Origin of the sequence: Mycobacterium palustre, assembly GCF_002101785.1 — a bacterium.
GTDB lineage: Bacteria > Actinomycetota > Actinomycetes > Mycobacteriales > Mycobacteriaceae > Mycobacterium > Mycobacterium palustre.
On sequence record NZ_LQPJ01000144.1, the window covers coordinates 59,127 to 70,216 of the forward strand.

13 protein-coding genes and 4 tRNA genes are annotated in these 11,090 nt (G+C 69.8%); 8 read left to right on the forward strand and 9 right to left on the reverse strand.

Going from position 1 to position 11,090, the window contains the following annotated elements; all coding sequences use genetic code 11:
- Positions 1-2 precede the first annotated feature (2 nt).
- Positions 3-740, reverse strand: a complete 738-nt coding sequence (locus AWC19_RS26065) for a Clp protease N-terminal domain-containing protein (protein ID WP_085080974.1) — start codon at positions 738-740, stop codon at positions 3-5.
- A gap of 145 nt (positions 741-885) precedes the next feature.
- On the opposite strand from AWC19_RS26065, the gene AWC19_RS26070 reads away from it, so the two are divergent.
- The gene (locus AWC19_RS26070; RefSeq protein WP_245849345.1) at positions 886-1,164 is read left to right on the forward strand and encodes a DUF732 domain-containing protein; all 279 of its coding nucleotides are present in this window, start codon (positions 886-888) and stop codon (positions 1,162-1,164) included.
- Between the two features lie 4 nt (positions 1,165-1,168).
- On the opposite strand, the gene AWC19_RS26075 is transcribed toward AWC19_RS26070, so the two are convergent.
- The gene (locus AWC19_RS26075) at positions 1,169-1,717 is read right to left on the reverse strand and encodes a hypothetical protein (RefSeq protein ID WP_085080976.1); all 549 of its coding nucleotides are present in this window, start codon (positions 1,715-1,717) and stop codon (positions 1,169-1,171) included.
- A 246-nt stretch (positions 1,718-1,963) separates the two neighbouring features.
- On the opposite strand from AWC19_RS26075, the gene AWC19_RS26080 reads away from it, so the two are divergent.
- Both AWC19_RS26080 and AWC19_RS26085 read left to right on the forward strand, forming a co-directional pair.
- Entirely contained in the window at positions 1,964-2,389 is a 426-nt protein-coding gene (locus AWC19_RS26080) for a DUF2834 domain-containing protein (RefSeq protein ID WP_085080977.1), read from the forward strand.
- Positions 2,386-2,622 carry an alpha/beta fold hydrolase family protein gene (locus tag AWC19_RS26085; protein ID WP_085080978.1) on the forward strand — a complete coding sequence of 79 codons (237 nt, stop codon included), beginning with the start codon at positions 2,386-2,388 and terminating at the stop codon, positions 2,620-2,622. The genes AWC19_RS26080 and AWC19_RS26085 overlap by 4 nt, the downstream gene beginning before the upstream one ends.
- Positions 2,623-2,627: 5 nt before the next feature.
- Here AWC19_RS26085 and AWC19_RS26090 read toward each other — a convergent pair whose 3' ends face one another.
- Positions 2,628-3,554, reverse strand: coding sequence for a cation diffusion facilitator family transporter (locus AWC19_RS26090; RefSeq protein ID WP_085080995.1), 927 nt, complete (start codon positions 3,552-3,554; stop codon positions 2,628-2,630).
- Positions 3,555-3,614: 60 nt separating this feature from the next.
- On the opposite strand from AWC19_RS26090, the gene AWC19_RS26095 reads away from it, so the two are divergent.
- On the forward strand, positions 3,615-4,784 hold the full coding sequence (locus AWC19_RS26095; protein WP_085080979.1) for a glycosyltransferase: 1,170 nt from the start codon (positions 3,615-3,617) through the stop codon (positions 4,782-4,784).
- A gap of 32 nt (positions 4,785-4,816) precedes the next feature.
- Here the strand turns inward: AWC19_RS26095 and AWC19_RS26100 are convergent, their stop codons facing one another.
- The 6 genes from AWC19_RS26100 to AWC19_RS26125 form a co-directional block, all read right to left on the reverse strand.
- On the reverse strand, positions 4,817-5,104 hold the full coding sequence (locus tag AWC19_RS26100; RefSeq protein WP_085080980.1) for a hypothetical protein: 288 nt from the start codon (positions 5,102-5,104) through the stop codon (positions 4,817-4,819).
- 145 nt (positions 5,105-5,249) lie between these two features.
- Positions 5,250-6,395, reverse strand: coding sequence for a glycosyltransferase (locus AWC19_RS26105; protein WP_085080981.1), 1,146 nt, complete (start codon positions 6,393-6,395; stop codon positions 5,250-5,252).
- Positions 6,396-6,563: 168 nt separating this feature from the next.
- Positions 6,564-6,842 carry a hypothetical protein gene (locus tag AWC19_RS26110; protein WP_085080982.1) on the reverse strand — a complete coding sequence of 93 codons (279 nt, stop codon included), beginning with the start codon at positions 6,840-6,842 and terminating at the stop codon, positions 6,564-6,566.
- A 252-nt stretch (positions 6,843-7,094) separates the two neighbouring features.
- Positions 7,095-7,169, reverse strand: a tRNA-Val gene (locus AWC19_RS26115).
- A gap of 15 nt (positions 7,170-7,184) precedes the next feature.
- Positions 7,185-7,258, reverse strand: a tRNA-Cys gene (locus AWC19_RS26120).
- A 29-nt stretch (positions 7,259-7,287) separates the two neighbouring features.
- A tRNA-Gly gene (locus AWC19_RS26125) sits at positions 7,288-7,360 on the reverse strand.
- Positions 7,361-7,532: 172 nt separating this feature from the next.
- Between AWC19_RS26125 and AWC19_RS26130 the strand changes: the two genes are divergently transcribed.
- From AWC19_RS26130 to AWC19_RS26145, 4 genes are all read left to right on the forward strand, one after another.
- Positions 7,533-7,607: transfer RNA gene (locus AWC19_RS26130), tRNA-Val, on the forward strand.
- A 604-nt stretch (positions 7,608-8,211) separates the two neighbouring features.
- Positions 8,212-10,095 carry a putative alpha/beta hydrolase gene (locus AWC19_RS26135; RefSeq protein ID WP_085080983.1) on the forward strand — a complete coding sequence of 628 codons (1,884 nt, stop codon included), beginning with the start codon at positions 8,212-8,214 and terminating at the stop codon, positions 10,093-10,095.
- A gap of 25 nt (positions 10,096-10,120) precedes the next feature.
- On the forward strand, positions 10,121-10,645 hold the full coding sequence (locus AWC19_RS26140; protein WP_211285004.1) for a hypothetical protein: 525 nt from the start codon (positions 10,121-10,123) through the stop codon (positions 10,643-10,645).
- Positions 10,646-10,673: 28 nt separating this feature from the next.
- On the forward strand, positions 10,674-10,967 hold the full coding sequence (locus AWC19_RS26145; RefSeq protein ID WP_085080984.1) for a hypothetical protein: 294 nt from the start codon (positions 10,674-10,676) through the stop codon (positions 10,965-10,967).
- Positions 10,968-11,090 lie beyond the last annotated feature (123 nt).

Genomic DNA, 11,090 nt, shown 5'->3' on the forward strand with positions numbered 1-11,090 from the left:
CGCTATTGCGCGGGGGAGGGGTTGTTGCCGCTGGTCAGTGCGTCGAGCGCGGCGATCAGGTCCGCCTCGGCGCGGTCCTTGTCGACGCCGGCCCGGTGCAGGGCCCCGGCCCCGTCTTCGAGTTCGAGCAGGGCCAGCAGCAGGTGTTCGGTGCCAATGTAGTTGTGCCCGAGGCGAAGCGCCTCGCGGACGGTCAGCTCGAGGGCCTTGCGGGCCGGCCCGCTGAACGGGAGGAGCTCCGGCGGCTCGGCGGCCGCCGGCGGGAGCGTCACGGCGGCGCGCAGGGCGTCGACGTCGACCTGCTGCCGGGTTAGCAGGACGCTGGACAGCGCCGCCGGGTCGCCGAGCATGCCGAGCAGCAGGTGGTCGGGAGTGATCTCGGAATTGCCGGCCTCGTGCGCCGCGTTCTGCGCGGCGACCACCGCGTTGCGGGCCCGCGGCGTGAAGCGCCCGAAGCCCTGCTCGAGGTCCGGCGTGGCGGGCTCGGCGCGGGGGACGAAGCGCTTCTGGGCGGCCTGCTTGGTGACGCCCATGCTCTTGCCGATGTCGGTCCAGGAGGCCCCCGAGCGGCGGGCCTGGTCGACGAAGTGTCCGATCAGGTGGTCGGCGACCTCGCCCAGGTGCTCGGCGGCCAGTACGGCGTCGGCGAGCTGGTCGAGCACGTCGGTGTGCACCCGCTTGATGGCGTTGATCAGCTCGTCGAGGCGGACGGGGTAGGCGATGGGCGTCGGCTCGGACATGCCGTCAACTCTAGGTTGACGCTGACGCGCGTGTCAACTCGCGGTTGACGCTCGTTCGGGATGCGGCGCGGTCGCTCCTCTGCGATGATCACTGGCCGTGAAGCCGCTGCTCCTGACCCTGACGAGCCTTGCCACCCTCGTCGGCATGGCGGTATCCGCGCGCGCCGACAGCAACGACGACGCGTTCCTCGTCTCGCTCAACGCGGCCGGCATCACCTATCCCGATCCGGCCCGCGCGATCTCGGCCGGCAAATGGGTGTGCCAGGCGGTCGGCCAGGGAACGCAAATGGCCGACGTCGTCAAGAAGGTCCAGGCTCAGAACTCGGGGCTGCACGGCGACAACGCCGCCCGGTTCACCGCGATCGCCGCCAATGTGTACTGCCCCCAGGCGTTGTCGGCCGTGGGCGGCAAGCCGGCGCCGTAACCGCCTAGCCCCGGTCCTCCGTGCCCCGGCTGGGCATCGCCGGCAACGCGGCCGGCGCCGCCATCTCGCTTCGTTGCCTGCGCCACCCGCCGAGCCGCCCGACGTACCACTTCCACACATAGGTCTCGGAGGTGCCCAGCCGGCGCGCGATCGCGGCCGCGCGGAGGTCGTGGCCGCGCGCCTCCACCCACCGTGCCACCACCCACAGCCGGTCGACGTCGTCGTCGGGAACCTCGAAGGTCCACGACAATTCCTCGTCGTCGCAGCACATCGACGGGCGCGTCGCCGGGCTGGGCGGGGAGGCCTCGAACGGCGCGCCGTCGGCCTGCAGGCCGAGCCCGACGTCGTAGCGCACCACCGGCCCGACGATCCGCAGCGTGGCCTGGAAGCGGGCGATGTTGCGGCGCCGCGGCTGCAGGCGTTCGCTCACCAGCGCGACGCCCTTCGTTCCGGCCGTGCGACGCCGCCCGCGCACCGCGGTCCACAAGGCGGCGAGGCCAACCATGGCGAGGATGCCGACGAAGACGTCCAAAATGATCAGCGTGGCAATCACCCCCTTAACTTAGGTCGGGATGGCGGCACCCGCGGCGACATCGGCCGGCACGACCGTGTGCGCGCGCTGGCAGACACCGCGTCGACGGAGCATGAGATCCTGGGAAACCTGCAGCAGCGCAACGGATTTACCGGCAACGGCGCCGCCAGGTTCACGGTGATCGCGTGGGCGCCTGTTGCCCGCAGCACATCAGCGGTGAGGGCCGCGGGCCAAGCCTGAGGGTACGGTCGGCGAGTGAGCCCTGACATGCCCACGTCCCGCAAAGTGCTGTGCGCCGTCTACGGGGTGATCGCGGCGGTGGCCCTGGTGGCATGCTGGAGCCAGACCGTCGCCTACGTCCACAGCCCCACCGACTTCTTCGTAAACTTCTGGCGCGACGCCAAAATCACCCCGGCCTCGCGGAACATCACCGCCGACGCCCTCATGCTGGGCATCGCCGTGGTCATCCTGATGGTGATCGAAGCCAGGAAGCACGAGGTGCGTTTCGTGTGGGCCTATATCGCCGCGTGCTACTTCGTCGCCATCAGCGTCGCTTTTCCGCTGTTTTTGATCGCCCGCGAATTGCGAATGGGCGCCGCCGAGCCGCCGCGCCTGCATGCGCCGGATACCGTTCTGCTCACGCTGATGGCGGTTGCCTTTGGGGCACTGACGATTTGGATCGACGTGCCGTGAAGGGCGCGGCGATCGTCGGCGCGGCCGGCGTGGCGGCGTGGGGCGCGGCGCCGCGCGAACGGCTCACCGCCGGGCCGACGGGGGAGCGCGCCGCCTCGCCGCGGGCATACCCAGGGCCCGGCTGGGTTTCCGTGCCCGACGCGGGGCACCTGTTGAACTGGGAAGCGGCCGACGAGCTGATCGAAGTCGTGAAATCCTTTCCCTCCCAACGGGTTACCTTCGCCGAGGGCTGACCGACCTAGCTAGGAGCGGCCCGGGCGCTCCACGTGAAGCTGTGCATGTCCGGGATGCGCGGCGCCAGCGCGCAAGCCACGTCCCGCCCGATCCGGTCGGCGGCCGCCAGCGGCGTGTCGGGGTCGAGAAACCCCTCCACCTCGACGCGCAGCGTCCGCCCGGTCCATCGCGCCCGCGCGTGCGCGTGCGTGACGCCGGGGACGGCGGTGGCGGCGGTTTCGGCCGTCGCGATGATTTCGGGGTCGACGCCGTCGAGCAGGCGGTGCGCGATGTCGGCGGTCACCTCCCAGCCGACGTGGCAGATGAACCCCGTGACCGCGACGCCGGCGATCGCGTCCGCCCAGCCCCAGCCGAGCGCCACGCCGATCAGCCCCAGCAGCGCCCCTGCCGAGGACAATGCGTCGAGCCAGGAGTGCTTGGCGTCGGCCACCATGGTCGCCGAGCGGATCCGCCGGCCCACCGTCAGCTTGTAGCGGGCGACGAGCTGGTTGCCGGCGATCCCGACGGCCGCCGCGGCGATGCCCCAGCCCAGGTGACCGGTGCCGCCGTGACGGAGCAGCTTGGTGACGCTTTCGAACCCGGCGACGGCGGCGCTGCCCCAGATCACCAGCGCCACGCCGACGCCGGCGAGGTCCTCGGCGCGTTCGTAGCCGTAGGGGTAGCGCTCGGTCGGGACTTTCCGCGACGCCCGGAATCCGACGAACACCAGCGCGCTGGTCGAGACGTCCGAGAGGTTGTGCAGCGCGTCGCCGAGCAGCGCGACCGATCCCGACACCAGCGCGATGGCCAGCTCGACGAGACCGGTGAGCGCCAATCCGAGTGCGCTGACGGCGACGGCGCGGTTGGCCTGGCGGCGCTCGTGGGCGTCGTCGGCCGTGGTCTCGAGGGGAAAGCTCGCGGCGGGGTCCCGGACCCCGGTGATCACATGCATGCCGTCAAGCATGCCCCTGCGCGGGCGGTTTCACTCGTCGGCGGGTGCTACGTTCCGGCCGTGAAATTCGTGGTGGCCGCCTACGGAAGCCGCGGGGACGTCGAGCCCTGCGTGGCCGCCGCCCGGGAGCTATCGCGCCGCGGCCACGACGTGCTCGTGGCGGCGCCGCCCGACAAGCTCGGCTTGGCCGAGGCGGCGGGGCTGGCCGCGGTGGCCTACGGGCGGGACACCCGCGAGCAGCTGGCCGCGGCCAACGAATTCGCGCGCGGCGGGGCCAATCCCTTCGCCGCGCTGCCCGGCGTGTTGGAGCGTCTCATCGCGGTCTGGACGGAGAAAACCGAGGTGCTGGCGCGGCTGGCCGAAGGCGCCGACCTGCTGGTGGCGGGCATCAACGAGGAGGAGATCGTCGCCAATGTCGCTGAGTCCCAACGCATTCCGGTGGCGGGGCTGCACTTTTTTCCTCGACGGATCTTCTCGACCGGGCCGCTGTATTCGTCGATGACGAGGGAAGCCGCCAACGCCCAGCGCCGGGCGCTGGGCCTTCCGGAGTTGGACGAGGCGGCACGCGCAGCGCTGGAGATACAGGCCTACGACGAGATGTGTCTGCCCGGTCCGGCCGCCGGATGGGTGGTACCGGGTCGGCCGTTCGTGGGGGCGCTGACGCTCGGGCTGCCGGCGGCTGCCGACGACGAGGTTCTGTCGTGGATCGCCGCGGGCACGCCGCCGATCTGCTTCGGCTTCGGCAGCACGCCGATCGCGGGGGCGGACACGGTCGCGTTGATCGGTTCGGCGTGCGCCGAGCTGGGGGAGCGGGCGTTGGTGTGCAGTGGGCCCAACGACTTCGACGGCGGGCCGCGCCTCGACCACGTGCTGGTGGTGGACGCCGTCAACCATGAGGCCGTCCTGCCGGCCTGCCGCGCGGTGGTCCACCACGGCGGGGCCGGGACCACCGCCGCGGGTCTGCGGGCCGGGATCCCCACGCTGATCCTGTGGCAGTGGCTCGACCAGCCCGTCTGGGCGGCCGGGGTCGAACGCCTGGGAGTCGGCTGGGGCCGCCGGCTGTCCGCCACCACCTCCGAATCGCTGGTGGCCGACCTGCGCGCCCTCCTTTCACCGCGATACGCCGCGCGCGCCCGCGAGGTCGCAAGCCAGATGACGACTTGCGCGGAAAGCCTCGAGCGGGCCGCGGATCTTTTAGAGGACGCGGCCCGCCGGGGACGCGCCGGCTGACCGCTCGCCGGCCGGCGCCGTCAGGGGAACCGTCAGGGGAATGGGAAGCCGGGCTGCGGCGGCAGAGATCCCTCGACGACCTTGTACGGCGGGTTGTGGCCGGGGTCCGAGATGCTGTGCCATTCGTGGCACACGCTCATGTCCCACGTGATCGGCTCGCCGGAAGACGGCAGGGCTTGGCCGGGGCACCATTTGACTTGCGGCGCGAGGCCGGGCCGAGCCGAAGCGGTGGCCTCGGCGAGACCGAATCCGGTCACCGCGACGCCGGCGGACAGCAGGGCCCCGGCAATGGCGCGCGTCATCGTGTGGGTGGCGTGCATCGTGCACCTTTCTGTGTTCGTGCGCCGCTTGATGCGGCGTCGTGCTCATTACACCTCGTCGGGGCTCGTTACCGATCCCAAGCGATGAGGTTGCTGGAGGCCACTTGCCGCGCGCTGGCGAAAATCTTGTGGAATCCTTGCGCCGCTACGTTCCCGCGCGGGCGGTGTCCTCCAGAAGGTCGGCGGTCATCGCGACGCTCTCGTCGGCCGTCGTCGTCTTGGCGCCGACCTCGCGGGCTTTCGCCGTGCACTCCGCGGTCAGGATGGAGCGCAAGTCCGCGACGAGCGACTGCTCTGAGGCGCTCCAGAACGGCCGGCCGATCCCGACCTCGAGGCGCTCGACGGCCGCCGCCCAGACCGGCTGATCGTCGATCTCGTGCCAGAGGATCAGGGTGGGGATGCCCGCCCGCATACCCGCGGCCGTGGTGCCGGCGCCGCCGTGGTGCACGACCGCGCGGCACGCGGGAAGTATCGCCGAGTGATTCACGGCCGCAACGACTTTGATGTCTTCGGACTGGCCGGTGACGTCGTTCGGACCGGTGCAGATCAACGCGCGCTCGCCCAGCCGCGCGCAGGCCGCGGCGATCACCGCGACCGTGGCGGCCGACGATGCGAACCTGACGGCGCTGCCGAAGCCGAAGTAGATCGGCGGGGGGCCGTGGGCGATCCATGACGCGACGTCCTCGTCGGCGTCGGTCGGCAGCTGCAGCGTCAGCGCGCCGACGAACGGGCGTCGCCGGCCTTGTTCCGCCCAGGCGGCGGCCAGCTCGGGAAAGCCGATTTGGTCGTAGGCCTGGATTTCCAGCGCTGTCTCAGGGGCCTCCGTCGTCGGGTCGAGCCCCAGCCGGCGGCGTTGCGCGTCTTCGGCGTCCCTGGTTACCTGCCCGATCAGCCCGGACGGGCGGTGACCGTCTCCCGGGAAGAAGTGCAGCGCGACCGCCGGAATGCCGTGGTACTCCGCGACATTGGCCGCCAGGCCTTGCTCACCGCGACCCGTCACCAGCAGGTCGGCGCCGCGCCCCAGCTCGGCCAGCGTGGCGCCCCACTGCGCGCAGGCCTCGGTGAGATGCCCGACGATTTCGGTGACCGCGTGGATCGGGTTCTGCGCCGTCGACGCCGGCGGGTCCGGCCCGAAGTTCGTCGCGGCAAGGCCCGCCGACTCGACGAAGCCGACCATGTAGGGCGGGACCGCGAGGGACACCTGGTGGCCCCGGTGGGCCAGCTCGCGGGCGAGCGCGGCGAAAGGCTCGACGTCGCCGCGGCTCCCGTAGCAGGCCAGCACGAACCTCACCGCCGGAATCTAACCCCATACGGTGGCGCGCTGCCGGGTCCCCCCAGGTCCCGGCAGCGCATCAATGGCTTATCAACTTCCCCGCGGCCCCGCAATTCACCCTCGGTGGACCGATTTGTCCACCCGGCGACCTACCGGTCAGGCACGCTGGCTAACGAGGAACCCTTCTCACGGCTGGGGCGGTGGCGCCGGGGGGTTATCCCAACTCCCCGGCGTGCCGACGGGCACCTGCATTCCCAGCCAGTTGCACGGCATCAACGATCGCCACGCGATGAGCGCGCACTGCTGCTCAGGCGTCAACGGACTAGGACCCGCGCACGGTGGCGTTCCCGGCGTACCGCAGATCGGATCAGCGGACGCGGTCGGTAGGCCGGCGAAGCCGCCGGCGGCGATCAGCAACGCAGCGGCCGTAACGAACCCGATGATGAAACGCTGAAGGCGGCTCATGGCTACCTCGAATCTGTAGACCGACGCGCAGATCGTAACTCCGGGCCCCGGTACCCGGCGGCCGTTTCAGAAGTGCGGGCCCTTTGCCGCCAGATCGCGAAAGATTATTAGCGTGGCTATCGGTTTTTGTAACCTTTGCGACCCCTAGCGCGGGCGCTTGCGACTCGAGGGAGTCCAGCCCGGCCTTATCGCGCGCATATTGCATGCAGAGAAAAAGGCCCGGTAGAAACCGGGCCTGATCTGGTGGAAAGCTGGTGCGCGATACTGGGATTGAACCAGTGACCTCTTCCGTGTCAGGGAAGCGCTCTCCCGCTGAGCTAATCGCGCCGAGGGTCAAAAGCTTGGAGGTGGAGACGGGAATCGAACCCGTGTGCACGGCTTTGCAGGCCGTTGCCTCACCACTCGGCCACTCCACCGCTGGGGATTGATGCCACTTGCACCTTCGAGCGGACGACGGGATTCGAACCCGCGACCCTCACCTTGGCAAGGTGATGCGCTACCAACTGCGCTACGTCCGCGCGCAACGAGCGAGATCGTCGCCCGGTGCGAAGGACGACGATAGTCCACGCGAACCGGCGCAGACAAATTTCCCGGTAAGTTGCGGCTCAAGGCTAGCGCGTGACCGCCCGGTGGCGCGTTTGGCGCGGCCGTTCTCGTGCTAGTCTTCGACGTCGTTCGCCTCTCGGCGCCGGTCCCGTGGCTCAGTGGGAGAGCGTCCGCTTCACACGCGGAAGGTCGCTGGTTCGATCCCAGCCGGGACCACCATTGCATCGGGCACCTCAGAGCATGTTCTGTATCGGCCCCGCAGTCAGGTAGCTAATTGATTTAGCCAGCTAAGTTTGCTCGCCGCAGTTGCGACAAACCTTCATCGCTGAGCGATCGGTTAAGCAGGCATGACCCCTGCAGGTTTTGTCCGGGGTGCTGGGTGCAGTGGCTAGTCATCAGGCTTCTGCTGCGATGCGGTCTATCTCGTCAGCGAAAAATTGCCGTCGGAAGCAGCCAAACCAATAAAAAGACGAGGAATTGGTGCTGGACGGTTCGAAGTTTGGCCACCGCGTCGACGCGCCCGCAACCTCGGTGAACTGGCGATCGCCGTCGGGGCCAATGCCGCTCGCCGACGGGCTTGAGGAATTTACACGCTCCTCGACGCAACGACCTTGTCGGTATAACCCGGCGACCGTCGGTCTCTACGCCGTCATTCTCTCCGGTCGAATCGAATCGCGATCGATGGCAAAGTGTCTGGCTCGTGGCGCGAGCGGGTCCATGCCGCACAGCAAATTGGTGACCTGTGCACCGCCGCGCGGTAGTAGCGTTAGCACCGCCTGGGGGAAGGGGTAGCTATGTTGGCGGCCACGCTGCGAGCGATGCCATGCAGCTGCGCTACATAAGCATCCCGGCGCTCATCGCCGAGGCCGGCGGCGACCCCTGGGCCATCGAGCACAGCCTGCAGGTGGGCCGGCCGGCGCAGATTTCGGATCTCGCCGAGGCATTCCACGCCGCGGGCCGCTGCACCGCCGAGTCCAGCCAGGCCTTCGACGACGCCCGTCGCCGCTTCGCGTCGTCGTGGAACCACGAGAACGGCGAGAACCCGATCAACGACTCCGCCGAGGTGCAGCGCGTCGCCGGGTCGCTGGGGGCGCAGTCGCTGCAGCTGCCCAAGATCGCGGCCGACCTGGAAAACATCGCCGCCGCCCTGGCCGAGGCCCAACGCACCGGCGCGACGCTGATCTCGACCCTCGAGGGACAGCTGCAGCAGCTCGACGACGAGATCGGCCAGGCCGTCGAAATCGAGAAGGACAACCACCTCAGCGCCGCGGACCGATCCGCGCTCGACGCGTTCATCCGAACCTGCGAAGACGACGCCATCGCCGACACCAAATCGGCGCTGGCCCAGCTGCAGTCGGTCCGCGCCGGCTACTCCGACTACCTCGACAGGTCACTGACCAACCTGCGCACCGATGGCTACGACCCGTCGGCCATCCAGGCCCTCGACGCGCCGGAATCCCCGGCGAAACCGCAAGAGCCCGTGCCGCTTCCGCCGCCGGGCAGCAGCGCCGAGGACGTCAACCGGTGGTGGCAGACCCTGACCCCGCAGCAACAGCAACAGCTGATCGCCGACCACCCGCCGGATCTGGGCAACCTCAACGGCATCCCCGTCGACGCGCGCGGGGCGGTCAACCACGCGGTGATGAACGACGACCTGCGCCGCGTCGAGGACCTGGCCAAGAACGGGGTCACCGTCTCCGACGTGCTCGCCGACCCCGGCAAGTTCGGGCTCACGCCGGCGGCGATCCTGCGTTACCGCAACGCGTGTCAGGCCCGCGACGGCCTGGCCAAGGCCGGACAGGCCGTCGACAAGTGGCCCGGCAACCACCCGCCCGTCTACCTGCTGCGCTACCAGCCCGAAGCGTTCGGCGGCGAGGGCGCCGGGGCCATCGCGATCGGCAACCCCGACACCGCGGCCAACACTGCCGTCCTGGTCAAGGGGCTGGGCACCGGCGTGCGGGAGGGCACGCTGTCCAACCCCGACGGGGTGCGCCTCTACGAGGAGACCGCGCGCGCCGACTGGGGCAAGGAGACGGCCGTCGTCCTGTGGGTGGGCTACGACGCCCCCAACACCTGGCACGACCCCGGCCTGTACGAGCCGAACATGGCCCGCACCGGCGGCCAGCTGCTGTCCGCCGACGTCAACGCCCTGGCGGTCACCCATCAGGGCGCGCCGACGCACATGACCGTCGTCGGGCACTCCTATGGATCGACCGTCGTCTCGGACGCCGCGGCGGCCTACGGCATGCACAGCAACGACGTGGTGCTCGTCGGCTCCCCGGGCACCGACCTCGCGCACTCGGCGGCCGACTTCCACCTCTCACCGGGCGGGCACCTCTACGTCGGCGCGGCGTCGGCGGACCCGGTGACCTGGTCCCCGGGTCAGGTGCGTGGGCCCGGCCTCATCGGCCCGACGCTGGGCGGCCTGGGCGACGACCCCTCGGTCGACGGCTACGGCTCGACCCGCTTCAAGGCCGAAAACCCGCAATACACCGCCAATCCGATCTACGACCACTCCCACTACTTCGACAACGGCTCGGAGTCGTTGTTCGGCATCGCCGACGTGGCGTCCGGCCATGGCGACGCGCTGCAGCACGACGGCATGACCGCGCGCCACCGCGGCGAATACGGCGTCGGCGGCTGGTTCGACCCCGAGGCCTTGCGGCAGGGAACCACCGGCCACGTCCACAGCGGACCGGCCGGCTAACCGCGAGTGTGATAGGACGTGACGAGTGTGGAACCTGGCACGAGGCATCGCGGCCGCCGCGGCGACCGCCGGCCTGACGCTGAGCGGGTGCTCTGAGGTGAGTCACCCGATCTCCCCGCAGCAGGCCCGCGCCCAGGTCGTCGACGCCGCCCGCGACATCGTCAACGCCGTGCACGGCCAGGTGACCGAGGCGACGTTCAGCTACGAATCGTGTAATGACCAGGGGCAGCCGCCTTTTCGGGGGGCCGCGAAGGTGTCGTTCTGGGTGGGCGGCGTCCCGCACGACCAACCGGCCGACCCGCAGGCGGTGATCAAGGCGCTGGTCGCCGACGGCTGGAGCACCGACTCCGACTTTAAATCGCACTCGCCGACGCTGCGCAAGGGCCCCGTCAACATCATCCTCACCGTGCCGCCGAAACCCCCGGCCGGAGTGGAGCTGAAGGGCCACGCGTGGGTCGACGTCGACGGCGAATGCCGCGACACCACCGACCACCGCGGCGACGGCTCGCTGGTTCCGGTCAACATCGCCAACGAAATCCAGCCGCAGTGACGGCCACGAACCTGAAGGACGGTCGACGATGGTAGGCAACCAAGAAGGCATCGGCGTGCTCAAACTCGAGTGCCCGCAACGGCATCCGGTCGGCAGGATCCTCAAGGAGGCCCCGCATCAGTCGGTCCAGTACGACCCGGGCGCGACCGTCGGGCCGCGGCGCTTCTGGCCCGACGAGGCCGAGCAGCCAAACTTCAAGGCGCACTGCCGCTTCTGCGACAAAACGGTGGGCGAGGCCACGGCGACGCTGCAAAGCCAGCTGGCCACCTTGGTCGCCGACCCCGCCGCCGGCGTCGGGACCGCCACACTGCAGTACGCGTAGTGGTTCCGGCCCCGGCACGAATCGACCGCCGAAACTTGTCGTACCCCGCTGTGATGATGGGGGCATGTCTTTGAGGGCTTCTGCCGGCGTTGTGGAGTTGATTCCTAAAGAGCGGCTTGGGAA